This is a genomic window from Micrococcus sp. FDAARGOS_333 (genome assembly GCF_002206575.2).
In the GTDB taxonomy this organism is placed as follows: domain Bacteria; phylum Actinomycetota; class Actinomycetes; order Actinomycetales; family Micrococcaceae; genus Micrococcus; species Micrococcus lylae.
Genome location: NZ_NJFJ02000001.1, coordinates 939,812 through 966,285, shown reverse-complemented (window position 1 = coordinate 966,285; position 26,474 = coordinate 939,812). Strand labels below are relative to the sequence as shown.

Here is a 26,474-nt window from a genome sequence, read left to right as displayed (position 1 = left end):
GCGAGCCGTCAGCGGACGCCGTTGAAGAGGTCGTGCTCCGGCAGGTCGACCTCCACGCGGGAGTCGATCAGCACGTAGTCCTCCCACGGCCAGGCTTCGCGCAGCACCTCGTTGCGGGCGGCGAAGAAGAAGCCGGTGGGGTCCACCTGGGTGCGGTGGGCGCGCAGCGCGGCGTCCCGGCGCTCCAGGTAGTCGGCCACGGGGATCTGCGTGGTGACCGCGTGGTCCGGGATGAACCAGGCCGGGGCGTCCTCCGGGTCCGGGATGTCCTCGCCGGCGGCCTGCCGGGCGCGAACCTCGCGGAGGCGCTCCATCTTCTCGTACCAGCCGAGGCGGTCGGCGAACGGGGAGTCCTCGCCGGCGGCCGTGTAGGCCTCGTGCAGGGTGCGGAACTTCGCCGGGTTGAAGGCGCGGTCGTAGTAGAGCTTGGAGACCTCCCACGGCTCCCCCGCCTCCGGGTACTCGTCCGCCAGGCCCGCAGTGCGGTAGGCCTCCACGGTGACCTTGTGGGACATCACGTGGTCCGGATGCGGGTAGCCGCCCACCTCGTCATAGGAGATCAGCACGTGCGGGCGGAAGCGGCGGATCAGCGAGACCAGCGGCAGGGCGGCGGTCTCCAGCGGGGTCATGGCGAAGCAGTTCGCCGGCAGCTCCGGGACGGGGTCGCCCTCCGGCAGACCGGAGTCGTGGAAGCCCAGCCACTCGTGCTCCACACCGAGGGCGGCCTGGGCCTCCGCCATCTCCACGCGGCGCACCGCGGTGATGTCCCGGTCGCAGGCCACGGTGTCCTCGTAGAGCGGGTTCAGCAGGTCCCCGGCCTCGCCGCCGGTGCAGGTGACCACCATGACCTCGGCCCCGGCGTCCACGTAGGCGGCCATCATGGCGGCGCCCTTCGAGGACTCGTCGTCCGGGTGCGCGTGCACGGCCATCAGGCGCAGGCCCGGGGACGGCGGCACGGTGGCGCCCGGGCGCGCCTCCACCGCCTCCGAGACGCTGTGGCGGCCGGTGTGGCCGACCGGGATGCCGCCGGCCGAGGGGACGGCCGGGTCTGCGGTGTGCTTGTCGCTCACGGGCGGGACTCCTGACGGGAACGGATGTGCGGCGGCCTGGCCGGACCCGTCACGATGCCGTGGGGCAACGCGGCGCGGGTCCGCCCGACGGTAGGCTGGTGCCGATGGCCTCTCCCACCGCTGCACCGCACGCCTCCACCGGCGACACGCCGGAGGAAAGCCTAGCCAACCGCTACGGAGGCGCTCAACGGCGCCCGTCCGCAGGGGTCTCGCGGCGTGTGCGCCTGGTGGCCGCCCTCGCGGTCGTGGCGGCGGTTCTGATCACCACCTGGTTCGCGCTCTCCACCTCCATCGGCAAGATCACCTACAAGGATGTGGGCTTCGAGGTGGTGGACGACCACCTGACCCGCGTCACCTTCCAGGTCAGCGCGCCTGCGGACACCCAGGCCGAGTGCGACGTGGAGGTCCAGGACGCCCAGGCAGCACCCGTCGGCTTCCGCACCGTGCTGGTCTCCGGGCTCGAGCCGGGGCAGCGCTCCGCCCCCGGCGACGACACCTGGACCTACACCGTGGACGTGCGCACCGTGGTCCGCGGCAACACCGGCGTGGTCCACACCTGCCGCTCGCTCTGATGCGCCCCCACCGGGGTTTCGCCCGCGGCTGACAAGGGCGGCTCAGCGCCGTCACAGATCCCTGTGGCTCACCCCACTTGGTATAGTCGGACCCAGCGCTTTCTGCCCCGCCGAACGCATGTGTCTCTCGGTGGACGTCGGAACGTGGTCGAGGAACGGACCGCGGACCGCACGGCCCGGACACACCGGCGGGGTTCTTGTCATCTGCAGGCAGTGCAGGCGCCGACGCCCACGAGTGCCTGACGAAGAACCGGGCACCGACCCGAATGGAAGGAGTCAGCATGACCACGAACTCTGCCGACGCCCCGTGGCTCACCCAGGAGGCCTACGACCGCCTCTCCAAGGAGCTCGAGCACATCTCCGGCCCGTACCGCCAGGAGATCATCGACCGCATCGAGGCCGCCCGCGAGGAGGGCGATCTGAAGGAGAACGGCGGCTACCACGCCGCCCGCGAGGAGCAGTCCAAGAACGAGGGCCGCATCGCCGAGCTCAAGCACCTCCTCGAGACCGCCACCGTGGGCGAGGCCGCCGAGAACGACGGCCACGTGCACCCGGGAACCGTGGTGAAGGCGACCGTCGCCGGCGACGAGATGACCTTCCTCTTCGGCTCCCGCGAGATCGCCGACGACGGCGAGAAGCTCGATGTCTACTCCGAGCGCTCCCCGCTCGGCGAGGCCATCAACGGCGCCAAGAAGGGAGAGCAGGTCTCCTACACGGCCCCGAACGGCAAGGAGATCACGGTCGAGATCCTGGACGTCCAGCTCTACCGCGCCTGATCCCCTCCCCGTGGCTGACCGTCCCTGCCGGACGGAACCACGACGACGGCCCCTCCCCTCCCCCGTTCCGCGGCACCTGCCGTGGACGGGAGGGCAAGGGGCCGTCGTCGTACAGCGGGCGGGGCCGGGAGGACGAGCACGCGGGGACGTACCGTGCGCCCGGGCTCTGCCGAGCCCGGTGCCCACTGCTAGGTTGAGTGCATGCTCACCGTTGAGAAGATGCACCTGATGCTGACCCGCCCGGACGGCACCGTCGAGTCCCCGAAAGCGCACAAGAACGCCCTCGCCGCCGCCGCGCTGGTCGACCTGGCCGACGCCGGGATCGTGGCCGTCGAGCAGGACGCGGAGCCGGCGCAGGCCCGCGTGCGCGTCGTGTCCGCAGGCACCACCGGCCACCCGGTCCTGGATGCCGTGCTGGGTCAGGTCGACGGCCTGGACGGCACACCGCTTCACGCCCTCGTGAAGAAGGGCAAGCCGGCCGTGCAGAAGCCGTTGGAGAAGCACCTGATCGAGCGCGGCACGCTCGTGAAGGAGAAGAAGGGCCTGCTCAACACCGAGATCCGCCCGGAGTCCACCCGCGCCCGCGACGAGGTGATCGACGAGGTCCGCACCGCTCTTCAGTCCGAGGAGGCGATGACCCCGTCCACCTCCCTGCTGCTGGGCACCCTGGACGCGCTGAACATCGCCCGTGTGCTCATCCCCGGCGCCGAGGCCGAGCACGGCCGCCGTGAGCTCAGCCGCCGCATCAACCGCCTCACCCGGGACGACCGCCACGTGCGCGCCCTGCGTGCCGCCACCTCCTCCTTCGCCGGCAACACCGCCGCAGCAGCCCTCCCGGCCACGCTCGAGACCCTGCAGAGCCACGAGGACGCCTCCTCCGGCAGCCCGGCCGAGGACACCGAGCGCGCCGCCACGGTGGACGAGGCCGCCGCGAAGTCCCACGCCGCCGAGCAGGAGGCCGAGAAGGCGGCGAAGGCCAAGCAGGCCGCCGGCCCGCAGAAGGCCGAGCATTGAGCCGCACCGCCGGGTGGCAGGGGCCGAGTCCCCCGACGCCGTGACGCCACGAGGGCCGCACCGGATGTCCGGTGCGGCCCTCGTCGTGTACGCGACGGTCGGTGTCAGTACAGCTGCCGGCGTCCGTACAGCTGCCGGTGTCAGTACAGCTGCCGGTGTCAGTACAGCTGCTCGGGGGCGTAGCCGGCCTCGCGCAGCGCGGCGAGCACGTGCTCGGAGTGCTCGTGCCCGCGGGTCTCCATGTCGATGGTGATGTGCACGCCGCCCATGGAGAACTCCGGGCCCACGCGGGTGTGGTCCACGCGGACCACGTTCGCCTCGGCGTCCGCGATGAGCCGGGAGATGGTGGCGAGCTCGCCGGTGCGGTCCCGCAACGGGATGCGCACGCCCATGTAGCGGCCGTTGGAGGCGAGGCCGACCTGGATGGACTTGAGCATGAGCATCGGGTCGATGTTCCCGCCGGAGAGCACCACGGCGGTCTTGCCGAGGTCCACCCCCAGGGCGCCCACGCGCCCGGAGAGCAGTGCGGCCGCGCCGACGACGCCGGCGGGCTCCACCACGAGCTTCGAACGCTCCATCAGATGCACGATGGCCTCGGCGATCTCGTCGTCGGTCACGGTCACCACGGCGTCCACCAGGGAACTGATGACCTCGAACGGCACGGCCCCCGGACGGCCCACCGCGATGCCGTCGGCGATGGTGCTCACACCCTGCAGGGACTGCACGCCACCCGCCTCGAGCGAGCTGACATAGGCGGCCGCGTCCGAAGCCTGTACGCCGATCACCTGGATCTCACGCCCGGCCTCGCGGGCGGACTCCTTGAGGGCGATCGCCGCCCCGGCCAGCAGACCGCCGCCGCCGATCGCCATGATCACGGTGTCCACGTCCGGCAGCTGCTCGAGGATCTCGAGGCCCACGGTGCCCTGCCCGGCGATGATCGCCGGGTTGTCGAAGGGGTGGATGAAGACCGCGCCGGTCTCCTCCGCGTAGCGCTCGGCCTCGGCGAGGGACTCGTCCACGGTGGTGCCGTAGAGCACGACCTCGGCACCGTGGTCCCGGGTGGCCTGCAGCTTCGGCAGGGCCACGCCGCGCGGCATCACGATGCGCGCATGGATGCCGAGCCGGCGGGCGGCCAGCGCCACACCCTGGGCGTGGTTGCCGGCCGAGGCGGCCACGACGCCGCGGGACTTCTCCTCCTCCGTCAGCAGCGCCATCCGGACATAGGCGCCGCGGACCTTGAAGGAGCCTGCCCGCTGCAGGTTCTCGCACTTGTAGTAGACCTCGGTGCCCACGTCCCGGCCGAGGGCGCGGGCGGTGAGCAGCGGGGTGGTCAGGGCGGTGTCCCGCAGAGTCTCGGCGGCGGCCCGAACGTCGGCCAGGGTCACCGGCAGCGTGGGGGCGGCGCCGGACTGCGCGCCGGAGCCGGAGCTGGAGCCGGACGCAGAGGCCTGCGACGTCGCGCCGGTACCGGCGGGCACGGCCGGGCGGACCCAGCGGGGCAGCTCGTCTGGACGGGGGCGACGGCGGGCGATGCTCATGCGCGGCCCGCGTCCTCGGCGCGGCGGGAGCCTACGGAGTCGTCGCCGCGCTCTGCATCCTGGCCGGCGCCGGGCTCGCCCGCGTCCTCGCCGTCCCGGCGACGCTCGAACGGGTCGATGCCGGCGTCCACAGCCGCTTCCTCCGCCGCGATCCCGTGCGAGGCCACGAGGGCCTTCTCCCGGCGCTCCGCGTGGTCCGGCCCATCCTCGGCAAGGTCCCCGTCCGGGGCCAGCCTGCGGGCCTCGTCGCCCGGTTCAAGGGTCAGCGCTTCGTCGTCGACGCCCACATGCGGGCCCTCCCCCGTCAGGCCGCGGACGAAGGCGTTGACGAAGGCCAGCAGCGGCACCGCGAACACGGCACCGACCAGGCCGAGGACGGCGGAGCCGCCGGCCACGGCAAGGAACACGGCCAGCGGGTGCAGGGAGACCGCCTTGCCCATCACGAGCGGCTGGAGCACGTTGGACTCGAGCTGCTGGACGAGCAGCACCACCAGGAGCATGAAGACGGCGTTCCACATGCCGTTGGTGATCAGGGCCAGCAGGACGGCCAGGGCGCCGGTCAGGACCGCGCCGACCATGGGGATGAAGGAGGCCAGGAAGACGAGCACGGCCAGCGGGAACGCCAGCGGCACGCCCAGCAGCCAGGCGCCGAGGCCGATGCCGACGGCGTCCACGAAGGCCACGAAGATCTGCACCCGCACGTAGGAGCCGAGGGCACGCCAGCCGGAGTGGCCCGCGTTGTCGATCGCGTTCCGGCGGGCGGCCGGGACGAAGCGCAGCATGAACGCCCAGATGCGGCCGCCGTCGTAGAGGAAGAAGATCAGGGTGAACAGCGCCATGACGGTGCCAGCCAGCAGGTTGGCGGCGGTGGAGCCGAAGGAGATGGCACGGCCCATGATGGTGCTGGAGTTCTCCCGCACGGTGTTGAGGATGTCCTGGACGCTGGAGCCGCCGTTGCCCTCCTGCCACGGCATCGGGATGCCGGTGGACTCGAGCCAGCGACGTCCGGCCTCGATGCCCTGGCCGACCTGCTCGGACATGTCCGCGAAGCCCACCGCCAGCTGCTGTCCGGAGAGGAACAGCAGGCCCAGGACCACCACGATCAGCAGCAGCACGCACAGCAGCGAGGCCAGGATCGGCGGGGTCCGCATGCCGACCATCCACCGGTAGACCGGACTCAGCAGCGTGGCGAGCAGTCCGGCCACGATCACGGGGATGACCAAGAGGCTGACGTGGCTGAGCAGCCAGATCAGCACACCGGCCATGACCAGGATGACGATCACGCGCCACGACCACGCGGCGGCGACGGTCAGGCCGTACGGGACGTCGCGGTCCACGCGGCGTGCGGTGGAGGCGGGGGTGGTCATCGGCGGGTGGTCCTCTCGTCGGTGTCGGCAGTGTCCTCGCCGGCCGGCGGGATCAGTCCCCAGGAGCCGGTGAGGCTCTGCCCGGGCTCAAGCCAGCGCAGGCCCTGTCCCGAGTTCAGGGCGTCGGCGGGGGCGGTCATCGGCTCCACCGCGACGGCCGCGTCACGGCCCGGCAGGCGATCCGTGACGAACACGTGGGTGTAGGCGAACACGGGGTCGGACCACAGGGTCAGGGTGCGGCCGTCGGCAGCGGTGAGACGGGCCTCGTGCCGGCCGCCCTCCGCAGCGGTGAGACCGGTGAGGCAGACATCGAGCGGAGCGGAGCCCACCTGCCGTCCCTGCCGGAAGTCGAATGCGGTGCCGGAGGTCTCGCGGGTGCCCACCGGGATGAGGGTCTGGGGGTCGGCCTCGATCCATCGCTCCGCGTCCACGGTGAGGGTGAGCTCGGCTGAGGGGACGTCCCCGAGCCGCAGGAACGGGTGGCTGCCGAAGGCGGCGGGGGCGGCCTGGGGCGAGTGGTTGGTGAGCGTCTGGGCGACGGTCAGGGAGCCGTCCGCCTCCAGCGTGTAGGAGACGCGATGGGTGAGTCGGAAGGGCCAGCCGTGCTGCGGGTGGATCTCGCCGCGCAGACTCACCCGATGCGAGGTCTTGGACTCCAGCATCAGCTGGGTGTTCCGCAGCAGGCCGTGGCTGGCATGGCCACGGGCGGGTTCGGTGACGTCCAGCTGCTGGGTCCGGCCGTCCAGCTCCCAGCGCGCGTCGGCCACGCGATTGGGCCAGGGCGTCATCTGGATGCCGTTGCCGGCCGGCGGGATCGTGTCCTCGTCGTAGGGCTCGGTGAGGTCCTCGCCGCCCACGCGGTAGGTGCGCAGCGCGCCGGCCAGGCCCACCACGACCGCTTCGGCGCGACCCCGCTCCAGGCGGTACTGCATGCCGGTGGCGGCGGTGTCCTCCGCGAGCGATCCCTGCTCGTTCGGCTCCACGTCTCTCTCCTCACCCCTGGTGCTCTCCGACCGATGCGGCCGGAGAACGGACTCTGGTTGAGGCTACGCCTGTGCGCGCGGCGGGGCGACCCCGCGGCCCGGACTGTGGACAGGCTCACGTCCGCCTCCCACATCCCCAGACACGACGGAGCCCCCGTCCGGGGAGGACGGGGGCTCCGGGGCCGGAGGCGGCAGGTGCCGGCCGGGCTCTGTGTGTCAGTCGTTGCTGCGCAGGATCGCGATGATGCGCAGGATCTCCACGTACAGCCAGATCAGGGTGACGGTCAGGCCGAACGCCACGGTCCAGGAGTACTTCTGCGGGGCGCCGTTGCGGACGCCCTGCTCCGCCATGCTGAAGTCCATGACCAGCGAGTAGGAGGCCAGCAGCACGGCGATGGCGCCGATGATCAGGCCGATCGGACCGTCACGCAGGCCGAACATGCCGTCGGTGACGCCCAGCAGGGACACCACGAGGTTCACGAGGCTGAACGCCAGGTAGCCGAGCATGGCGACCATGAAGATCTTGGTCATCTTCGGGGTCGGGCGGAACTTGCCCGAGGAGTACAGGGCCAGCACGACGGCGAACACGGAGAGGGTCGCCAGGACGGCCTGGATCACGATGCCGGAGAACTGGTACTCCAACATCATGGACAGGGCGCCGAGGAACAGGCCCTGCGCGCCGGCGTAGGCCAGGATCAGCGGAGCGGACGGCTCCTTCTTGAAGGAGTTGACCAGGCCGAGCACGAGGCCGACGATCGCGCCGACGATGCCGATGCTCGGGAACATCCAGCCGACGACGGCGCCGACGACCACCAGGACCAGGCACATGCCGGTCTTGCCAATGATGTCGTTGTAGGTCATGCGGCCGGTGTCGCCCGCGTGGGCGGCCGGGGCGTTGTACATGTCCTCGAGACGCTGCTCGCGCCCCTGCTGCTGGGCGTACTGGGTGGCCGCGTACTGGTCCTGGTACTGCTGGCCGTACGGGCCGCCCTGGCCCTGCTGCACGTAGGGGTTCTGCTGGGTCTGCTGACCGCCGCCGTACCAGCCGGGCTGCTGTCCGCCGCCCATCTGCTCCTGGAAGTTGCGGCTGTTCATCACCGGGTTCGTCACGGTGTGCTCCTTCACGATCGACTCGGCCCGGACCGTGCCGCGGCTGCGTCTGCGTGAGGCACCCGTCGGCGGACGGCGGGACGTTTTCCTGTCTGGAAGTCTACCGGTCCTCCGCGCGTCCGGGCAGGTCACCGGACGAATTCTCTGCATCCTGGGACACCGTGTTCACAGAGAGCGGACGGCGGCGGCCGCGGCGGACCCGCCGTGGGCGCCCGGCATGCCTGATGTCCCGACGTCAGGTCGCGTGCCCCCGGCGGGAGTCGAACCCGCACCGAAGACGATTTTAAGTCGCCTGCCTCTGCCAGTTGGGCCACGGGGGCGTGGCCGTCGCTCCCCTGACAGACGCACCGTGGGGCGCGCCGCTGAGGAGGCGACAATGCGACGACGGCGACCGTCCCCTGCGACAGGGGAGGCCGCCGTCGTCGTGGTCCCCCGAGGCGCCCCGCACGGGAGGCGACGTCAGGGGGTGGTGTTCACCGGATCAGGCCGAGGCCTTCTCCTTGTCCTCCAGCTGCTTCTTGGCGAAGCGGCCGAGGACCGGCGTGCCTCCGGCGGCCTTGAGGAAGGCGTTGCGCGGACGCTCCAGGTCGAACACGGCGGTGGTGTCACGGCCGAAGACGGTCTCCATGACGAAGCCGCCGAGCACGCGGGCCTTGCGCTCCAGCTGCGGCAGGGCCATCGCGTGGTAGCCGCGGTGGGCCAGCCAGGCGAGCGGGCCGAAGAGCTTCACGCCCATCGGGTTGCCGACGCCCTTGCCGAAGCCGAGGCCGGCCACGGCGCCGAGCGACTTGTGCTCGTACTCCTGGACCTCGCCCTCGCCGTGGCGCACGGCCAGGTAGTTGGCGACCAGTCGCTTGGCCTGACGGCCGGCGTGCTGGGCGTTCGGGACGCACATGCCGCCCGGGCCGGCACCGGTCAGGTCCGGCACGGCGCAGACGTCGCCGCAGCCCCAGGCGCCCTCGAGGACGCCGTTCTCGCCGTCCTTGACCTGGAGGGTCGCGGTGACCTCGATGCGGCCGCGCTCCTCGACCGGGAAGTCGGTGGACTTGGCCACGGAGTTGGCGGCCACGCCGGCGGTCCAGACCAGGGTGTCCGCGCCGAAGCGCTCCACCACGGACTTGTCCGCCATGGAGATGAGCTCCAGGACGCCACCCTCGGCGTTGCCCAGGGAGGTGTTCAGCAGCACCTCGATGCCGCGGCCGCGCAGGTGCTCGACGACCTGCTCGGCCTGGTCTTCGTAGACCTCCGGCATGATGCGGCCCATGGCCTCGACCATGGCGATGCGGACCTCGGACTGGGACAGCTGCGGGTTGCGGGAGACGGCGTTGCGGATCAGGTCCTCCATCTCCGCGATGGCCTCCACGCCGGCGAAGCCGCCGCCGACCACCACGAAGGTCAGGGCGCGCTTGCGCTCCTCGCCGTCGGTCATGCGGGCGGCGGCGTCCAGGCGCTCCAGGATCTGGTTGCGCAGGGCGACGGCCTCCTCGACGGTCTTCAGGCCGATGCCGGCGTCGGCCAGGCCCGGGATCGGGAAGGTACGGGTGGTGGCGCCGGCGGTCATCACGATGTCCTGGTAGGGCACCTCGAACTCGGAGCCGTCCGGGCCCTGCACGGTGGCGGTGCGGCGGGCGTGCTCCACCTTCACCACGGCGCCGCGCACGAGCTCGGCGTCCTTCAGGTGGGTGGCGTGGTCCACGACGGCGTGACGGCCGTCGATGTGACCGCCCACGACCTCCGGCAGGAAGGGCTGATAGGTCATGTACGGCAGCGGGTCGACCACGGTCACGACGCCGCCGCGCTCCTTGATCTTCGTCTGCAGGGACTTGGCGATGTGGAAGCCGGCGTAGCCGCCGCCGACCACCAGGAGTCGGGGCTTGGGAGAAAGATCAGGGGTGACAGTCATGCCACTGATTCTAGGACCACCGGGGGGCGGCTGGAAATCAGTGGTCCTTCATGGACAGGACGATGCCGTCGAGGATGTCACGCTCGCTGGTGACGACGTCCGTCACGCCCGCGACCTCACGCATGCGCTCGACGATGCGCGACCAGATCAGCGCGCCCACCCCGATCACGTCCACGCGGCCCGGATGCATGAAGCCCATCGCCGCGCGCTCCTCACGGGAGGCGGAGCGCAGGGCGCGGGCCGAGGCGGTCACCTCGTCCACAGGCAGGACGGTGGCGTGGATCCGCTCGGAGTCATAGTCCTCCAGGCCCAGGGCGTGGGCCGTCACCGTGGTGACGGTGCCGGCCACCCCGACGACGGCACTCACCGTCTCGAGGGGAAGTCGCCCGGCGACGTGGTCCAGGATCTCGTCCACGCCGGCCGTGGCGGCGGCGACCTGGTCTTCGGTGGGGCCGGCGTCCGGGAGGAAGCGCTCGGTGAAGCGCACACAGCCCATGTCCGTGGACACGGCGTCCAGGACCTCGCCGGCGGCGGTGCCGACGACGAACTCCGTGGAGCCGCCGCCGAGGTCCACCACCAGGACGCGGTCCTGCGGGTCGAGGCCGGGCGGCAGCGCGGAGACGGCGCCGCGGAAGGACAGGGAGGCCTCTTCGGCGCCGGAGATGACCTCCGGCTCCACGCCGAGGCGCTGTGTCACGCCGTCCACGAAGACCTGGCGGTTCTGCACGTCCCGGGTGGCGGAGGTGGCCACGAAGCGGACGGCACCGGCGTGGTGACGCTGCACCAGGCGGGCGTAGGCGTCGACGGCGGCGAAGGTCCGCTCCAGGGCCGCGGCGGAGAACTCGCCGGTGGCGTCCACGCCCTCGCCGAGGCGGACGATGGTCATCTCACGGACGACGTCCACCAGGGTCTCCGGGTCCTGCTCGTCCGGTCGGGCGATGAGCAGGCGGATGGAGTTGGTGCCGCAGTCGATGCCGGCCACGGTGACCTTCTTCAGGGCCTCGACCTTCTCCAGGTGCTTCACGTGGCGGGACAGATCCTTGGTGGGGACTTCGGCGGAGGCGTCCCAGGCGCCGTCGCAGCGGCAGGCCTGCGGGGTCCACCACGGAGCGATCTTCTCCAGGGTCTCGTCGCCGAGGCGGTTGACGCCGGGTCCGGCGGCCAGGGAATGGCCGACCAGCACGTGCAGGCACTTGACGCGCTCGGGCATGCCGCCGGCGGAGATGCCGGCGATCTCCTTCACCTCGCCCACGCCGGAGAGCCGACCGATGCGGTCACGCTCGGCCAGGTAGGCCTCGTGCGCCTCGCGGTGGGCGGCGGCCAGCTCGGCGTCCTCGGCGAGGCGCTCGTTCATGCGGGTCATCTCCCCGTCCGCCTCGAGACGGGACACCGCCGCGGTGAGCACCGGGTGCGTCAGATAGAAGGTGGTGGGGAACGGGATGCCGTTGGACAGGCGGGGGGCCGTGGTGGCCACCAACGGGCTGCCGCACACGCAGCGGGCGCCGATCTCCACGACGTCTCGAACAGGTCGGCCCAGCTGCAGGGACAGGGTGTCCAGGTCCTGCTCGGTGACGGTGCGGTCAGCGGTGTTCATGTGGGGGTCCTCGTCAGGGTGCGGAAGGTGTGCGGTTCGGTGCTGTGCGGTTCGGTGCTGTGGTGCCGGGCATCGGTGCCGGCCCGCGGGCTGTGCGGTGGTCGGAGGTCCCGGCCGCCGGAGTGGAGGCCGACCCCGGTCACTCGGTGGCGGCGCGGACCACGGAGTCCCAGAGGCCTTCGGCCCAGGGCAGGTGCTCGTTCACCGGCTCCTCCTGGGCGTCGTCCGTCTCCTCGGGGACCTCCTCGATCCGATCCTGGCCGGTGACCATGTAGAGGGTCTCCCCCGGCATCACCAGGTCCAGGCGGTCGCGGGCCTGCTGGCGCACGAAGTCCGGGTCCTCCCAGCGGGCGATCCGCTCCTCGTACTCGGCCTTCTGCCGCTGCTGGTCCTCGATGTCCTGCTCGGCGGCCGCGATCTCCAGGGACTGGTTCAGGTACACCCGCAGCGTCGGGGCCATGAGGGTGGCGGCGATGAAGATCACCGCGATCACCACCAGCGAGCGACCGGTGACGGATCGCGCCGGCACCGGCTTCGGGGCGGGCTGGCGGCGGCGGGCGACATCCTGGGCCGCCTGCTCGGGCGTGCGTCCCGGGCCGAGGCGGCGCTGAGGCGAGCCGGCCGGGCGGGCCCCGGCGGTGTGGGACCGGGCGGACGGGCGGGAATCGGAGGCCGATCCGGCGCCGCGAGAACCGCCTGCGGGGCGCAGGCGGGAGACGCTCGGGCCCGGCTCGGTGGCGATGCGGGAGGAGGCGGTGGACGCGGGCGCGTCCGTTCCCCCTGCCGTCTCCCCGTCCTTCTCCGGGTCCTCCCCGTTTCTCCCGGGGTGCTCGGCGGAGTCCTTCACCTCGCGCTCGGCGACGATGCCGGCGGCGTCCTCACCGACGGAGGTCTCGGCGGCGTCCGCGGCGCGACGCAGCTCGACGACGTCCCCGCCCGTCGACCGCTCGCCCGCCGACGTCGCGTTCTCCTTCGCCGTCTCGCCGTCCGCGGCGCTGTGTTCGGCGGCGAGGTCCTCCGTGGTCTCGGCGGCCCTGCGCCGTACGGCGTCGTCCGCCGCCGCCTTGGCCTGCTCGGCCTCGGCGGCCTCCGCCCGGGCACGCTCGGCACCGGGCACGCGGGGCATGCGGGGGCGGCGGCTCACCATGGGGCGGGCTCCTTCGAGGAGGTCACGGGCGGGGATGTCCCCAGGGTAGTCGCCGCACCTGGACGGCAGCCGGGCTGACGCGCCGGACCGCACGGCCCGTGCGGCCCCGTCCCGGACGCACCGAGGGCCCGCACGCTCGCAGCGTGGGGCCCTCGTGTGTCCCCTTGCCGCCCGGCGGTCACCGGCGGGGCGGGGTCACTGCGTCAGTGGTTCAGCCCTGGAAGCGCGGGAAGGCGGTGCGGCCGGCGTAGACGGCGGCGTCGCCCAGCTCCTCCTCGATGCGCAGCAGCTGGTTGTACTTGGCCACGCGGTCCGAACGGGCCGGGGCGCCGGTCTTGATCTGGCCCGCGTTGGTGGCGACGGCCAGGTCCGCGATGAAGGTGTCCTCGGTCTCGCCGGAGCGGTGGGAGATCATGCAGTGGAACATGTGGCGCTGGGCCAGGGAGATGGCGTCGAAGGTCTCGGTCATGGAGCCGATCTGGTTGACCTTCACCAGCAGGGCGTTGCCGGCCTTCTCGTCGATGCCGCGCTGCAGGCGCTCCACGTTGGTCACGAAGAGGTCGTCGCCCACGAGCTGGACGCGTCCGCCGAGGGACTCGGTGAGCAGCTGCCAGCCCGCCCAGTCGTTCTCGTCGAGCGGGTCCTCGATGGAGACGATCGGGTAGTTGTCCACCAGCTCGGTATAGTAGGCGGCCATCTGCTCGGCGGAGCGCTGCTCGCCCTCGAAGGTGTACCGGCCGTTCTCGCAGAACTCGGAGGAGGCCACGTCCAGGGCCAGGGCGATGTCCTCGCCGAGGGTGTAGCCGGCGGCCTGGACCGCCTCGGCGATCAGGTCCAGGGCGGCACGGTTGGACTCGAGGTTCGGGGCGAAGCCGCCCTCGTCGCCCAGGCCGGTGCCCAGGCCCTTGTCCTGCAGCACCTTCTTCAGGGCGTGGTAGACCTCGGCGCCCCAGCGCAGGGCCTCCTTGAAGGTCGGCGCGCCGATCGGAGCGATCATGAACTCCTGGATGTCCACGTTGGAGTCGGCATGGGCGCCGCCGTTGAGGATGTTCATCATCGGCACCGGCAGCACGTGGGCGTTCGGGCCGCCCAGGTACTTGAAGAGCGGGAGCTCGGCGGACTGGGCGGCGGCCACGGCCACGGCCATGGACACGCCGAGGATGGCGTTGGCACCGACCTTGCCCTTGTTCGGGGTGCCGTCCAGGTCCAGCATGGCGTAGTCGACCGCGCGCTGGTCCTCGGCGAAGGCCCCCTCGAGCTCGTCGGCGATCTCGTCGACGGCGGCGACGGCGTCCTGCACGCCCTTGCCGAGGTAGCGGCCCTTGTCGCCGTCACGGCGCTCGACGGCCTCGAACTCGCCCGTCGAGGCGCCCGACGGGACGGCGGCGCGGCCGACGGAGCCGTCGGTCAGCAGCACCTCCACCTCGACGGTGGGGTTGCCGCGGGAATCGAGGATCTCACGGGCCTGGATGGCGTCGATCAGAGCCATGGAGCAGTCTCCTTTGAATGCGGTGGGGGGGTGTCCGGTGGCCTACGCCTGCCAGCTTACCGCGCGGGGTCCGGGCCCGGACCCCTGAGCCGCCGCCGCAGCGCGCGCTCCGGGTCCAGCCCCGCCGCCCGCGCGTGGCGGACGAGGGCGAAGAGCGCCTCGCCGAGCGCCGCCTCGTCGGCGAGCGCCTCGGCCAGGTGGTCCGGGGTCTGGGTGGGGGCCGGCAGCGGGTTCGGCTCGCGCCGGGCGGCGCGGTCGACGGCCTTGCCGGCGGCGGCGAGCGCCGGCAGGTGCGCGGGCAGGGAGGCGAGCAGGTCTGCCAGGGCCGCGTCCGCTGCGCGGGTCTGCCCCGGCAGGTCCTCCCCCGGCGTCCCGACGACGGTCCCCTCCCCCGCCTGCCCGCTCCCCTCGGGAGCGGGGCCGGGTGCGCAGGAGGGCGGTGCGGCCGGCGGGGCTGAGGAGGCCGCGGCCTTCTCGGCGGCCTTGATGGACTCCCACTGGCGCTCGAGCTGCTCGACGGTGATCTCCCGCAGCTCGTCCGGCCGGCGGAGGGCGCCGTCCGGGGTGAACACGTGCGGGTTGCGGCGCAGCATCTTGGCGGTGATCGCCTCGGCCACGTCCTCCATGGCGAAGGCACCGCGGTCCTGGGCGATCGCCGAGTGCAGGACCACCTGGAAGAGCACGTCTCCGAGCTCGGAGCGGAGCGCGTCCTCGTCCGCGCCGGTCTCGATCGCCTCGACGGCCTCGTAGGCCTCCTCGACGAGATACTCCGTCAGCTGCTCATGTGTGAGCGCCCGGGTCCAGGGGCAGTGGAGGCGCAGCTGTGCCACCACCCACACCAGATGGTCGACCCGGGCACCCACGCTCGTCAGACGCTGCTGCGTCAGTCCTGCTCGGCGTCGGCGGGCTCGTCGTCCGGCAGCTCGGCCAGGTGCGGGGCGTCCCCGGAGCCGGAGATCACCGGGTTCCAGGCGGCCACGAGCAGTTCGGCGAGCTCCTCCCGCTCCTCGACCGGCAGGAACGCGGCCTCGGCGGCGTTGAGCTGGAACTCCAGCAGCTGGGACAGGCTGTAGCCGAAGGTCTCGGCCAGCAGGTACAGCTCATCGGTCAGCGAGACGTCCGAGACGAGGCGGTTGTCCGTGTTCACGGTGATGCGGAAGCCGAGCTGGACCAGCATGTCGACCGGGTGACCCTCGATGCCGGCGGCCGGGTCCACGGCACCGGTCTGCAGGTTCGAAGACGGGCAGACCTCCAGGGCGATCTGACGGTCCCGCACCCACGCGGCGGTGGGGCCGAGCTCCACCAGGCCGGTGTCCGCGTCCAGCTGCGCGCCGTCCTCGTCCACCGCGCCGTACTCCACGCTGATGTCCTCGGCGATGCGCACGCCATGGCCCAGGCGCAGCGCACGGCCGTTGACGAGCGCGTCCTGCACGGAGGCCAGGCCGTCGCCCTCACCGGCGTGCACGGTGGCCGGCAGGTGGTGGGCGGCCAGCCAGGTGAAGGTGTCCGCGAAGCGGGACGGCGGGAAGCCGGCCTCGGGGCCGGCGATGTCGAAGCCGACCACGCCGCGGTCCCGGTGGCGCACGGCCAGCTCCGCGATCTGCTGGGCGCGGTCCGCGTGCCGCATGGCGGTGATGAGCTGGCCGACGGAGATGTCCTGGCCGTTGTCCACCGCGGCGGCGACGGCCTCGTCCAGCCCCTCCTGCACGGCCTCGACGGCCTCGTCCAGGGTCAGGCCGCCTTCCAGGTGCTGCTCGGGCGCCCAGCGGATCTCTCCGTAGACCACGCCGTCCTCCACGAGGTCCTCGACGAACTCGCGGGCCACGCGGCGCAGCTGCTCACGGGTCTGCATGACGGAGGTGGTCAGCGCGAACACCTCGAGGTACTTCTCCAGGGACTCGCCGTTGGCGTGGGAGTGGACCCAGGCGGCCAGCTCCTCCTCGGTCTCGGCCGGGACCGGCGTGCCGGCCTCCTTCGCCAGCTCCAGGACGGTGGCCACGCGCAGGCCGCCGTCCAGGTGGTCGTGCAGGGAGACCTTCGGCAGGGCGGCGAGGTCGATCTCGAGGGGGCTCGGGGCGTCGGCGGTGGGGATGCTCTCAGTCACGTCCCGGAGTCTACGGCAGGGGCCGGACGGGCCGGGAGCCGGACGATCCCCGGCTCAGGACGTGGGGCCGGTGCCGGGCGTCCGCCGCGCCACCGCCTGCCCGCGGCGGCTGAGGACCAGGTGGATGAGGCGGTCCAGCAGCAGGCCGACCACGAAGGCGCCGGCCAGGGAGACGGCGACCTTCGCCAGCGGGGAGTCCAGCCAGCCGGTGGTCACACGGGCGATGAGGATCGAATACGCGGACCAGCACAGGCAGGCGATCGCGTCCAGCAGGACGAAGCGGAGGTAGGAGTACCCGGTGGCGCCGGCGGTGAGGTTCACGGCGACGCGCCCGCCAGGGATGAAGCGGGCGGTGAACAGCAGGAAGGCGCCGCGCCGGTCCAGGTTCCGGCGGGCCATGCCCATGGCCCCGGCCACGGCTTTGGAACGCATCCAGCGCCAGCGGTCGACTCCGACGGTGCGGCCGATCAGGTAGGCGAGGTTGTCTCCGCAGAAGGCGCCGAACGCGCCCACCGCCCACAGGGCGGTGAGCGCGAACGGCCGGCCGTCCTTCACGATCGCCGCGAGCGCGACCAGGACGGACTCGGACGGGAAGGCCGGCACGATGCCGTCCAGCAGGCACAGCAGTCCCGTGACGGGCAGGACCCACCACTGGGCTGCGGCGTGGAGGATGAACTCCTCGAGCCAGGCGAGCACGACCTTCCCCGACCGCTCAGCGGATCTCGTCGAGGATGACGGAGCGGCCCCGCAGGACGGCGGCGCGTTCGGCGTCGGCCTGCTCCACGGTCCAGCCGCCGGCCAGGGCGGCCCGGGCGCGCTCGAAGCGCTCCGGGGTGTCCGTGTGCAGGGTCATCACCGGCTGCCCGGCCCTGACCTCGTCGCCCGGACGGGCGTGCAGCTCCACTCCGGCGCCGAACTGCACCGGCTGACCCTGGCGCTCACGGCCGGCGCCGAGGCGCCAGGCGGCCAGACCCACGGCCATCGCGTCCAGCTCCGTGAGGACGCCGTCCGCCTCGGCGGTGACGGTCTCGGTGTGCTTCGCGGTGGGCAGTGCGGCCTTCGGGTCGCCGCCCTGGGCGGAGATCATGGCGTTCCACACGTCCATGGCCTTGCCGTTGGCGAGGTTCTCGGCCGGATCCACACCGGTGACGCCGGCGCCGGCCAGCATGTGGCGGGCCAGCTCCACGGTCAGCTCCACCACGTCGGCCGGGCCGCCGCCGGCGAGGACCTCCACGGACTCGCGCACCTCGAGCGCGTTGCCCGCGGTGAGGCCGAGCGGCACGGACATGTCCGTCAGCAGGGCGGTGGTGTTCACTCCCGCGTCCCGGCCCAGGTCCACCATCGTGCGGGCCAGCTCCCGGGCCATGGACTCGTCCTTCATGAAGGCACCGGAGCCGCACTTCACGTCCAGCACCAGGGTCCCGGTGCCCTCGGCGATCTTCTTGGACATGATCGAGGAGGCGATCAGCGGGATGGCCTCCACGGTGCCCGTGACGTCGCGCAGCGCGTAGAGCCGCTTGTCCGCCGGGGCCAGGCCGGACCCTGCGGCGCAGACGACCGCGCCGACCTCAGAGAGCGGGCGCATCATCTCCTCATTGGACAGCTCGGCGCGCCAGCCGGGGATGGACTCCATCTTGTCCAGGGTGCCGCCGGTGTGGCCGAGGCCGCGGCCGGACAGCTGCGGGACGGCCACCCCGTAGGAGGCCACCAGCGGGGCCAGCGGCAGGGTGATCTTGTCCCCCACACCGCCGGTGGAGTGCTTGTCCGAGGTCTCCAGCCTGCGGCCGTCCGGGGCGGTCAGCCCGGAGAAGTCCATGCGCTCGCCCGAGGCGATCATCGCGTTCGTCCACTCCGCGATCTCCCGGCGCTGCATGCCGTTGAGGAAGATCGCCATGGCCAGGGCGGACATCTGCTCGTCCGCCACCACCTCACGGGTGTAGGCGTCCACGACCCAGTCGATCTGCTCACGGCTCAGCTCGTGGCCGTCGCGCTTGGCACGGATGACCTCGATCGCGTCGAAGGGCTCGGCGGCGGGGGCGTCGGTCATGGCGGCTCGGGATCCTTCCCTCGGAGACGTTCTCTGAAGACAACAGACTACGACGGCCGTCGCCGGCGAGGTGGGATGGCCTCGGAGGGCGGCGGCCGTCGTCGTGGTTCCGGCTGACGCCGGTCAGCCGGAGGCGGACTCCAGGTCCGCCGGACCGAAGGACTGCGGCAGCACCTCGTCCATGGTGAGCACGCCCGCCGGGGTCATCAGCAGCATCTGCGGGGCACGGTGCTCGGACAGCAGCTGGCGGCAGCGGCCGCACGGCATGATCACCTCTCCGTGCCCGTTCACGCAGACGAACGCGGTCAGCGTCCCGCCGCCTCCCATCATCAGGGCGGAGACGAGCGAGCACTCGGCGCACAGCGTGACGCCGTAGGACGCGTTCTCGATGTTGCAGCCGTTCACCGTACGGCCGTCGGCGGTCAGGGCGGCCGCGCCCACACGGTAGCCGGAGTACGGCACGTACGCGTGCTGCAGGGCCTGCACGGCGGCCGCGGTCAGCGCCTCCCAGTCCACAGCGTTCGGCTCCACGGTCACTCCTTCACGTACGGCGTGCCCGCTGCGGCCGGACCGCGCGAGCGGCCCACCAGGCCGGCCACCGCAAACACGGTGACCACATACGGGAGCATCGCCATGAACTGGCTCGGCACCGGGGTGCCGAGGATGGCGAACACGTACTGCATGTTGGTGGCGAAGCCGAACAGCAGGGCGGCGAAGAACGCGCCGATCGGATTCCAGCGGCCGAAGATCACGGCGGCGAGGGCGATGAAGCCCTGGCCTGCGGTCATCTCCTTGGAGAAGGAGGAGGCCGAGACGAGGGTGAAGAACGCGCCGCCCATGCCGGCCACCGCGCCGCCGAGCAGCACGTTGACGTAGCGGGTGCGCAGCACGTCGATGCCCACGGTGTCCGCGGCCTTCGGGTGCTCGCCCACGGCGCGCACGCGCAGGCCCCAGCGGGTTCGGAACAGGCCGAACCACAGCAGGCCGACGATCAGGTACATGCCGTACCCGAGGATCGACTGGTCGAACAGGATACGGCCGATGATCGGGATCTCCGCGAGGAACGGGATGCGGATGTTCGGGAAATGCGGCGGCGAGTTCAGCTCGGACGAGTTCGGGGCCAGCACCGTGGAGAACAGGAAGCTGGTCAGGCCGATCACCAGCACGTTCAGCACGACGCCCACGATCACCTGGTTCACCAGGTACTTGATGGAGAACACGGCCAGCAGGCTGGAGACGGCTACGCCCGCGATGATCGCTGCGGCCAGGCCGATCCATGCCGAGCCGGTGGCGGACCCGACCATCGCGGCGGTGAAGGCGCCGGCGAGCAGCTGGCCTTCGATCGCGATGTTGACCACGCCCGAGCGCTCAGACAGGATGCCGGCCATCGAGCCGAAGATCAGGGGCACGGCCAGGGCGAACGAGCCGGCGATCAGGCCGGTCAGGTACACGGAGTTGTTCGATGCCGAGCCGACCACCCAGATGAGGAAGGCGGCCACGAAGGCGAACACGTACAGGCCGTTCAGCCACACCGGGTTCTTGCGGCCGGCGGCGGCGCGGACCCAGGCGAGGACCGCGATGGCGATCATCGCCAGGGTGAGGACCCACAGGGCCGGGACGGCCGGCACGGTGACGGCCGCCAGCTCGATCAGGTCGCCCGGAGTGGCGACGCGGAACTCGGCGTCGTGCGCCGGGGCGCCGATCGCGAACAGGCCCAGGGAGAGCAGCGCGAAGACGGTCTGCAGGATCGGGGTGCTCCAGCTGCGCACCAGCGGCTTGCCGTCCTTGCCGCGGCGTGCGGCGTCCGGGGTCTCGGCCACGGTCTTCTTCTCGGCGGCGGTGGCGCTCATCGGGTCTGCCCCTTCTCGGAGGTCTGGGTGTCAGCGCCGGCGGCCGGAGCCTGCTCGGCGGCGGTGGGTGCCGGGTCCGGGTCCTCCACACCGTCCGCGGCGGACTCGGCGGCTACGGCGGCCTCCTGGGTCTCCATGGACGGGACGGCGGCCTCGCCCGAGGCACCGGCGACGGCGGCGCCGGCCACGGCCGGCTGGGTCACCGGGTCCGCGGTGCGGCGGGCCTTGGAGGCGCCCGGGGCGGGCAGGCGGAAGATGGTGCGCACCAGCGGCGGGGCGGCGATGAACAGCACGATGAAGGACTGCACCACCAGGACGATGTCGATCGGCACGCCGGTCTGGGTCTGCATCGTCACGCCGCCGGCGCGCAGGGCGCCGAACAGCAGGCCGGCGAAGAGGACTCCCACCGGGTTGGAGCGGCCCAGCAGGGCCACGGTGATGGCGTCGAAGCCGAAGGAACCGGCCACCGAGGTGTTCAGGGAGCCCTCGGTGCCGGCTACATGGGCCATGCCTGCCAGGCCCGCCAGGCCGCCGGAGACCGCCATGGCGGTGATGTAGGCGCCCTTCACGGAGATGCCCGCGGTGCGGGCGGCGGCCGGGTTGGCGCCGACCGCGCGCAGGCGGAAGCCGACGGTGGAGCGCTGCAGCAGCCACCAGGCGAAGGCGGTGGCCGCCAGCGCCAGGACGAAGCCCCAGTGCAGGCGGAAGCCGTCGCCGAACAGCAGCGGGAAGCGGGCCTGCTGCGGCAGGAAGTCTGAGACCGGGTTGGTGGTGCCCTCACGGCGCAGGATGTCCGTGTTCAGCAGGTACGCCAGCAGGTTCAGCGCGACGTAGTTCAGCATGATGGTGAGGATGACCTCGTGGGCGCCGGTGTAGGCCTTGAGCAAGCCGACCACAGAGCCCCAGAGCATGCCGCCGACAACGCCCATGACCAGGACGACCAGCAGGTGCACGCCGAACGGCAGGTCCATGGAGACGCCGAACCAGGTGGCGAACATGGCGCCGAAGATGAACTGGCCCTGGCCACCGATGTTGAACAGGCCCGCCTTGAAGGCGATGGCGATGCCGAGGGAGATGATGATCAGCGGCGTCGCCACCGTCATGGTCTCGGTCAGCGGCCTGATCATGCCCTCGAAGTTCGAGGCCTCGTCGTTGAAGATCGCGCCGCGGAACAGGGCGAGGAACGCGCCCGAGAACGCGGACCACGCGGCCGCGAGCATGTCCGTCGGACGGCCGAAGAAGTAGCCGGCGGTCTCCTGCACGTCTTCGTCGGTGACGACGATCAGCAGGCCGGAGATCAGCAGGGACAGGACGATGGCCAGCACGGTGACCGTGCCGTTGCCGGAGAGGATCTGGCGCATCACGGACGCCTGGTCCGGCGCCGGACGGCCGGCGCGGGGCTGCGTGCCGGACGCCGTGCCCGGCGCCGTGGACGCCGTGGGCTGCGGGGCGGCGGTGCTCATGCGCGCGCTCCTTCCTGGGTCGGGGTGGAGCCGTCTGCAAGGACGACGTCGTCGGGGAGCTGGCCGGCCATCATCAGGCCGAGGTGGTCGCGCGAGGTGTCCCCGGGGACGATGCCGACGATCCGGCCGTGGTACATCACGGCGATCCGGTCGGCGAGCTCGAGGACCTCGTCCAGCTCGGTGGAGACGATCATGACGGGGGTGCCCGAATCGCGTTCGGCGATGATCCTGGAATGGAGGAACTCGATCGAGCCCACGTCCACGCCACGGGTCGGCTGGGACGCGATGAACAGGGAGAGGTCGTCCACCAGCTCACGGGCCATGACGACCTTCTGCTGGTTGCCGCCGGAGAGCGTGCCGACCGGGATGTCCACGCCCTGGGTGCGGACGTCGAACTCCTCGACCTTCTCGGTGGCGAGACTGCGGATGGCTTTCGGGTTCAGCTGCAGTGCACTCCCAGCCGGAGCGGTGTCATAGCGGTTGAGCACCATGTTCTCCGCCACGGTGAACGTGCTCACGAGGCCGTCCGTGGAGCGGTCCTCCGGAACGAAGCCCACACCGGCGCGGATGATCTGGCGGGTAGAGCGACCGACGAGCTCATGCCCGTCCAGGCGGATGGAGCCGGACGCCTTCTGCAGGCCCATGATGGCCTCGGTGAGCTCGGTCTGGCCGTTGCCCTGCACGCCGGCGATCGCGAGGACCTCGCCCTGGCGGACGCCGAAGGAGACGTGGTCCACGAGCACCTGGCCGGTGGGCGAGACCACGGTGAGGTCCTCCACGCGGAACGTCTCCTCGCCCAGATTCGGCTCAGTCTTCTGGCGGTTGAGGACCACGTCGCGGCCAACCATGAGGGCGGCCAGCTCGGAGGCCTCGGCGGACGGGTCGGCGGAACCGACCACGCGGCCGCGGCGGAGCACGGTGATCGTGTCCGAGATCGCCTTGACCTCGCGGAGCTTGTGGGAGATGAAGACGATCGCGGTGCCGTCCTCGCGCAGCTGCCGGATGATGTTCAGCAGCTCGTCGGTCTCCTGCGGGGTGAGCACGGCGGTCGGCTCGTCCAGGATGAGGATGCGGGCGTCGCGGACGAGGGCCTTGATGATCTCCACGCGCTGCTGCACGCCGACCGGCAGGTCCTCGACCACCGCGTCCGGATCCACGTGGAAACCGTACTGGTCCGAGATCTCACGGATCCTGCGGCGAGTGGCCTCGAGGTCCAGGACGCCGGCCGCCTTCGTGTACTCGTCGCCGAGCGCGACGTTCTCCGCCACCGTGAACACAGGCACCAGCATGAAGTGCTGGTGGACCATGCCGATGCCGGCACGCATGGCCTCGCCCGGACCGGCGAAGGCAACCGGCTCGTCGTCGAGCAGGATCTCGCCCTCGGTGGGGTCGTACAGGCCGAAGAGCACGTTCATCAGGGTGGACTTGCCGGCGCCGTTCTCTCCGAGCAGGGTGTGCACCTGCCCGGACTCGACCACCAGGTCCACGTCCTCGTTCGCGGCGAACGTGCCGAACCGCTTCGTGATGCCGCGCAGCTCGAGCTTCATAGGATGTTCCGTCTCCTCCATCCGGTCACGTGCCGGGGCTCCGGCACGCGGTGTGCGCGCCACGGGGCCGGACCCTGCTGAGCTGCCGGGTCCGGCCCCCGTGGCGTTCAGGCGGCGTATCAGCCCTCGTCGATCGAGGACTCGACCGTCACGTCGCCGTCGATGATCTGCTGCCGCAGGTCCTCGACCTCCTTCTTCAGGTCCTCGGGGACCTCACCGTCGAAGTCGTGGTACGGGGCCAGGCCCACGCCCTCGTTCTCCAGGGTGCCCAGGTAGGCCTCGTGGGTGAACTCGCCCTTGAGGTCCTCGGCGATGACGTCGGTGACCGACTGGCCCATGTTCTTCATGACGGAGGTCAGGATGTACTGGCCCTTGTCGGTGGACTCGTAGCCGTCCGAGTCGACCCAGATCACCTTGACGCCCTTGTCCTCTCCGGCCTCCTCGACCGCGTCGAGGGTGCCCAGGCCCACCGGGCCGGCGACCGGCATGATGATGTCCGCGCCCTCGTTGATGAAGTTGGCGGTGTTGGTCTTGCCCGCGGCCTGGTTGGAGAAGTCGCCGATGAACGAGCCGGTCTTGGCGTCGTTGTCCCAGCCGAGGACCTTGACGTCCTCGTCCTTCTGCTCGTTGTAGTGCTCGACGCCCTCGGCGAAGCCCTCCATGAAGATGGTCACGGTCGGAAGCTCCATGCCGCCGTAGGTGGCGACGGTGCCGGTCTCGGACATGCCGGCGGCCAGGTAGCCGGCCAGGAAGGCGGCCTGGGCGGTGTCGTAGGTCAGGTTCTGGACGTTGCCCGAGAAGCCGCCGTCGGTGACGTCGACGCCGAAGAAGTGGATGTCCGACTCCTTCTCGGCGATCGGCTTGATGGTGTCGCCGAGCATGAAGCCCACACCGAAGATGGAGTTGCAGCCGGCATCGACCATGGAGTTCACGTTCGGGGTGAAGTCACCCGGCTCCTGGGACTCGGCCTCGCGGACCTCGATGCCGTAGTCGGACTCGGCGGCCTTCAGGCCCTCGTAGGAGGACTGGTTGAAGGAGCGGTCGTCGAAGCCGCCCTCGTCGGAGACGATGCAGGCCAGGTAGTCGGAGTTGTCGTCGCCGACCTCCGGGTCGGTGGAGACCTGGGCCTCGCCGTCAGCGTTGGAGTCGCCCTCCTCCGGCGGAGCGCCGCAGCCGGTGAGCAGCAGGCCCGAGACGGACAGGACAGCGGCGGGAAGCAGAAGGCGACGGGCCTTCTCGTCGGACAGGATGCCCATGGATTTCCTCACTTCACGTGGTGCGATGACGATGCCCGGGGCACGGGCGTCCGCCCATGGACCGGGTTCGAGCGTGCCGCGCGCACGCGAAGGAAGCACGCTCGTTACCCGTGAGTTTACCTTGAGTCCACACCTGTGGCACGGCGCACGACGACGGCCCCGTGCCCCCGCGTCGAAGCTGACCTCGACCTGGGTGGACCCTGGGTGCGGTGCGCGCGGGCCCTAAGGGTAACGCGCACCCAGGGCGGGCCGAGAGTCCGGGGCGGGTGCCGTCGTCGGGAGGCGCCGGAGCCGCTCAGGGCCGCGGGGCGCGGAGCATCTCGCCGAGGGCAGCGGAGACGAACACGCGCATGCCGGTGCCCAGGGCACGCTCGTCCGGGGCGTAGTCGCCGCGGTGCAGGTCGTAGTCGATGCCACCCGGGGTGCGGGTGCCCAGGCGCAGCATGGAGCCGGGGATCTGCTGGGTCATCCACGCGAAGTCCTCCCCGCCCATGGACTGCGGGGTCAGCTGGATGGCCGCGGAGCCGAGCTCACGGCGGGCGGCCGACTCGATCAGGGCGGTCTCGGCCTCGGCATTGTCCACCGGCGGCACTCCGCGGATGTGCTCGAGCTCCACCTCCACGCCGTACGGCGCGGCCACCTGGGTGACGACCTCGTCCAGCAGTGCGCCGGCCTCCTCCCAGACCGCGGCGTCCAGGCAGCGCATGGTGCCGGACAGGCGACCGGTGGAGTCGATCGCGTTCGGGGCGGAGCCGGCGGAGATCTGGCCCCACACCACGGACACGGCTGAGCGGACGTCGAGGCGACGCGAGAGCACGGCCGGGACGTTCACCGCGATCTGGGACAGGGCGAACACCATGTCCTCCGTCAGGTGCGGGCGCGAGGTGTGGCCGCCGCGGCCCGTCAGCGTGATGCGGATGGTGTCCGCCGCCGAGGTGATGGCGCCGATGCGGGTGCCGATCGTGCCGACGTCGAAGCGCGGCTCGCAGTGCGCTGCCAGGATGCGCGGCAACCCCTCCAGGACGCCCTGCTCGATCACGTGCAGGGCACCGCCGGGCTGCTGTTCCTCGGCAGGCTGGAAGATGATGCGGACCCGGCCGTGGGCGCGGGCGCCGGCCTCCTTCAGGTCCTCGTCCTCCACCTGCCCGGTGAGGATGCGGTGCAGGGCCACGGCGGTGCCGGCCATCACCGAGGTGTGCATGTCATGCCCGCAGGCGTGGGCCAGGCCGTGGCGCTTCGAGGCGTAGGGCAGGCCGGTGAGCTCCTCGACCGGCAGCGCGTCGATGTCCGCACGCAGGCCGAGCACCAGCGGCCCCTCGCCGATCTCCACGGAGCAGCCGGTGTCCGCCAGCTTCACGGGCTCCAGTCCTGCACCGCGGAGGAACTCCATGACCTTCCGGGTGGTCTCGTGCTCCTCGAAGCCGAGCTCCGGCTCCTGATGGATGGACCGGCGCAGCACGCGCACCTCGCCCTCCAGGGCCTCGACCGCCGAAGAGACGGTGGGGACGTCGGGTGCGGTCTTGCGATGCGGGAAGGCGGAGCTCGCGATGGTGCCGGTCATGTCTCCGCAGAGTAGCGCAGAGGCCCCCGCGACGTTCACCTCGTGTTCACATCGCGGGGGCCTCGCGTCATATGGAGCGGGCC

22 protein-coding genes and 1 tRNA gene are annotated in these 26,474 nt (G+C 71.6%); 3 read left to right on the top strand and 20 right to left on the bottom strand.

Translation table 11 applies throughout. The features are described 5' to 3' along the window. Positions 1 to 8: 8 nt before the first annotated feature. Positions 9 to 929, bottom strand: a complete 921-nt coding sequence (mca, locus tag CEQ11_RS04305; RefSeq protein WP_088478898.1) for a mycothiol conjugate amidase Mca — start codon at positions 927 to 929, stop codon at positions 9 to 11. Between the two features lie 245 nt (positions 930 to 1,174). Here mca and CEQ11_RS04300 point away from each other — a divergent pair, with 245 nt between their 5' ends. The 3 genes from CEQ11_RS04300 (at position 1,175) to CEQ11_RS04290 (ending at position 3,432) form a co-directional block, all read left to right on the top strand. Then, complete coding sequence (locus tag CEQ11_RS04300; RefSeq protein ID WP_088477856.1) at positions 1,175 to 1,642, top strand: DUF4307 domain-containing protein; 468 nt, start codon at positions 1,175 to 1,177, stop codon at positions 1,640 to 1,642. Positions 1,643 to 1,923: 281 nt separating this feature from the next. Next, a complete protein-coding gene (gene greA / locus CEQ11_RS04295) occupies positions 1,924 to 2,418 on the top strand; it encodes a transcription elongation factor GreA (RefSeq protein ID WP_088477855.1) in 495 nt (164 codons plus the stop codon). 201 nt (positions 2,419 to 2,619) lie between these two features. Beyond that, the gene (locus CEQ11_RS04290; protein WP_088477854.1) at positions 2,620 to 3,432 is read left to right on the top strand and encodes a GPP34 family phosphoprotein; all 813 of its coding nucleotides are present in this window, start codon (positions 2,620 to 2,622) and stop codon (positions 3,430 to 3,432) included. A gap of 158 nt (positions 3,433 to 3,590) precedes the next feature. Here the strand turns inward: CEQ11_RS04290 and ilvA are convergent, their stop codons facing one another. The 19 genes from ilvA to CEQ11_RS04195 form a co-directional block, all read right to left on the bottom strand. Next, positions 3,591 to 4,970 carry a threonine ammonia-lyase gene (gene ilvA / locus CEQ11_RS04285; protein ID WP_088477853.1) on the bottom strand — a complete coding sequence of 460 codons (1,380 nt, stop codon included), beginning with the start codon at positions 4,968 to 4,970 and terminating at the stop codon, positions 3,591 to 3,593. Further along, positions 4,967 to 6,337, bottom strand: a complete 1,371-nt coding sequence (locus tag CEQ11_RS04280; protein WP_088477852.1) for an AI-2E family transporter — start codon at positions 6,335 to 6,337, stop codon at positions 4,967 to 4,969. Before CEQ11_RS04280 ends, ilvA begins: the two co-directional genes overlap by 4 nt. Further along, positions 6,334 to 7,320: an aldose 1-epimerase family protein gene (locus CEQ11_RS04275; RefSeq protein WP_369804911.1), complete on the bottom strand. Its 987-nt coding sequence runs from the start codon at positions 7,318 to 7,320 to the stop codon at positions 6,334 to 6,336. The genes CEQ11_RS04280 and CEQ11_RS04275 overlap by 4 nt, the downstream gene beginning before the upstream one ends. Before the next feature lie 216 nt (positions 7,321 to 7,536). Continuing rightward, positions 7,537 to 8,430: a Bax inhibitor-1/YccA family protein gene (locus tag CEQ11_RS04270; protein WP_088477851.1), complete on the bottom strand. Its 894-nt coding sequence runs from the start codon at positions 8,428 to 8,430 to the stop codon at positions 7,537 to 7,539. 245 nt (positions 8,431 to 8,675) lie between these two features. Beyond that, a tRNA-Leu gene (locus CEQ11_RS04265) sits at positions 8,676 to 8,750 on the bottom strand. Between the two features lie 161 nt (positions 8,751 to 8,911). Further along, positions 8,912 to 10,333: an NAD(P)/FAD-dependent oxidoreductase gene (locus CEQ11_RS04260; protein ID WP_088477850.1), complete on the bottom strand. Its 1,422-nt coding sequence runs from the start codon at positions 10,331 to 10,333 to the stop codon at positions 8,912 to 8,914. 37 nt (positions 10,334 to 10,370) lie between these two features. Further along, complete coding sequence (locus CEQ11_RS13280) at positions 10,371 to 11,927, bottom strand: DUF501 domain-containing protein (protein ID WP_088477849.1); 1,557 nt, start codon at positions 11,925 to 11,927, stop codon at positions 10,371 to 10,373. Positions 11,928 to 12,066: 139 nt separating this feature from the next. Then, a complete protein-coding gene (locus CEQ11_RS13085) occupies positions 12,067 to 13,074 on the bottom strand; it encodes a septum formation initiator family protein (protein ID WP_227718736.1) in 1,008 nt (335 codons plus the stop codon). Positions 13,075 to 13,285: 211 nt separating this feature from the next. Then, positions 13,286 to 14,563: a phosphopyruvate hydratase gene (eno, locus tag CEQ11_RS04245; protein ID WP_088477848.1), complete on the bottom strand. Its 1,278-nt coding sequence runs from the start codon at positions 14,561 to 14,563 to the stop codon at positions 13,286 to 13,288. A 56-nt stretch (positions 14,564 to 14,619) separates the two neighbouring features. After that, entirely contained in the window at positions 14,620 to 15,393 is a 774-nt protein-coding gene (locus tag CEQ11_RS04240; protein WP_227718735.1) for a MazG nucleotide pyrophosphohydrolase domain-containing protein, read from the bottom strand. A gap of 53 nt (positions 15,394 to 15,446) precedes the next feature. Then, entirely contained in the window at positions 15,447 to 16,667 is a 1,221-nt protein-coding gene (locus CEQ11_RS04235) for an adenosine deaminase (RefSeq protein WP_193762981.1), read from the bottom strand. A 54-nt stretch (positions 16,668 to 16,721) separates the two neighbouring features. Further along, a complete protein-coding gene (locus CEQ11_RS04230) occupies positions 16,722 to 17,363 on the bottom strand; it encodes a DedA family protein (protein WP_088477846.1) in 642 nt (213 codons plus the stop codon). 16 nt (positions 17,364 to 17,379) lie between these two features. Next, positions 17,380 to 18,714: a thymidine phosphorylase gene (locus CEQ11_RS04225; RefSeq protein WP_088477845.1), complete on the bottom strand. Its 1,335-nt coding sequence runs from the start codon at positions 18,712 to 18,714 to the stop codon at positions 17,380 to 17,382. Positions 18,715 to 18,837: 123 nt separating this feature from the next. Beyond that, positions 18,838 to 19,245 (bottom strand): cytidine deaminase, encoded by a 408-nt coding sequence (locus tag CEQ11_RS04220; RefSeq protein ID WP_227718734.1) that lies wholly within the window; start codon positions 19,243 to 19,245, stop codon positions 18,838 to 18,840. Between the two features lie 2 nt (positions 19,246 to 19,247). Continuing rightward, entirely contained in the window at positions 19,248 to 20,564 is a 1,317-nt protein-coding gene (locus tag CEQ11_RS04215) for an ABC transporter permease (protein WP_088477843.1), read from the bottom strand. Next, entirely contained in the window at positions 20,561 to 22,027 is a 1,467-nt protein-coding gene (locus tag CEQ11_RS04210) for an ABC transporter permease (protein WP_088477842.1), read from the bottom strand. Before CEQ11_RS04210 ends, CEQ11_RS04215 begins: the two co-directional genes overlap by 4 nt. After that, positions 22,024 to 23,574 (bottom strand): ABC transporter ATP-binding protein, encoded by a 1,551-nt coding sequence (locus CEQ11_RS04205; protein ID WP_088477841.1) that lies wholly within the window; start codon positions 23,572 to 23,574, stop codon positions 22,024 to 22,026. Before CEQ11_RS04205 ends, CEQ11_RS04210 begins: the two co-directional genes overlap by 4 nt. A 119-nt stretch (positions 23,575 to 23,693) precedes the next feature. Next, the gene (locus CEQ11_RS04200) at positions 23,694 to 24,830 is read right to left on the bottom strand and encodes a BMP family protein (RefSeq protein WP_088477840.1); all 1,137 of its coding nucleotides are present in this window, start codon (positions 24,828 to 24,830) and stop codon (positions 23,694 to 23,696) included. 295 nt (positions 24,831 to 25,125) lie between these two features. Beyond that, on the bottom strand, positions 25,126 to 26,391 hold the full coding sequence (locus tag CEQ11_RS04195) for an amidohydrolase (RefSeq protein ID WP_088477839.1): 1,266 nt from the start codon (positions 26,389 to 26,391) through the stop codon (positions 25,126 to 25,128). Positions 26,392 to 26,474: the final 83 nt, after the last annotated feature.

What these genes read in the sequence shown, in the direction of transcription:
- CEQ11_RS13280 (WP_088477849.1), bottom strand. Translation starts at nt 11,927, where the DNA reads ATGAACACCGCTGACCGCACCGTCACCGAGCAGGACCTGGACACCCTG.
- CEQ11_RS04260 (WP_088477850.1), bottom strand. Translation starts at nt 10,333, where the DNA reads ATGACTGTCACCCCTGATCTTTCTCCCAAGCCCCGACTCCTGGTGGTC.
- CEQ11_RS04200 (WP_088477840.1), bottom strand. Translation starts at nt 24,830, where the DNA reads ATGGGCATCCTGTCCGACGAGAAGGCCCGTCGCCTTCTGCTTCCCGCC.
- greA (WP_088477855.1), top strand. Translation starts at nt 1,924, where the DNA reads ATGACCACGAACTCTGCCGACGCCCCGTGGCTCACCCAGGAGGCCTAC.
- eno (WP_088477848.1), bottom strand. Translation starts at nt 14,563, where the DNA reads ATGGCTCTGATCGACGCCATCCAGGCCCGTGAGATCCTCGATTCCCGC.
- CEQ11_RS04195 (WP_088477839.1), bottom strand. Translation starts at nt 26,391, where the DNA reads ATGACCGGCACCATCGCGAGCTCCGCCTTCCCGCATCGCAAGACCGCA.
- CEQ11_RS04215 (WP_088477843.1), bottom strand. Translation starts at nt 20,564, where the DNA reads ATGAGCGCCACCGCCGCCGAGAAGAAGACCGTGGCCGAGACCCCGGAC.
- CEQ11_RS04210 (WP_088477842.1), bottom strand. Translation starts at nt 22,027, where the DNA reads ATGAGCACCGCCGCCCCGCAGCCCACGGCGTCCACGGCGCCGGGCACG.
- mca (WP_088478898.1), bottom strand. Translation starts at nt 929, where the DNA reads ATGGCCGTGCACGCGCACCCGGACGACGAGTCCTCGAAGGGCGCCGCC.
- ilvA (WP_088477853.1), bottom strand. Translation starts at nt 4,970, where the DNA reads ATGAGCATCGCCCGCCGTCGCCCCCGTCCAGACGAGCTGCCCCGCTGG.
- CEQ11_RS04300 (WP_088477856.1), top strand. Translation starts at nt 1,175, where the DNA reads ATGGCCTCTCCCACCGCTGCACCGCACGCCTCCACCGGCGACACGCCG.
- CEQ11_RS04205 (WP_088477841.1), bottom strand. Translation starts at nt 23,574, where the DNA reads ATGAAGCTCGAGCTGCGCGGCATCACGAAGCGGTTCGGCACGTTCGCC.
- CEQ11_RS04225 (WP_088477845.1), bottom strand. Translation starts at nt 18,714, where the DNA reads ATGACCGACGCCCCCGCCGCCGAGCCCTTCGACGCGATCGAGGTCATC.
- CEQ11_RS04280 (WP_088477852.1), bottom strand. Translation starts at nt 6,337, where the DNA reads ATGACCACCCCCGCCTCCACCGCACGCCGCGTGGACCGCGACGTCCCG.
- CEQ11_RS13085 (WP_227718736.1), bottom strand. Translation starts at nt 13,074, where the DNA reads ATGGTGAGCCGCCGCCCCCGCATGCCCCGCGTGCCCGGTGCCGAGCGT.
- CEQ11_RS04290 (WP_088477854.1), top strand. Translation starts at nt 2,620, where the DNA reads ATGCTCACCGTTGAGAAGATGCACCTGATGCTGACCCGCCCGGACGGC.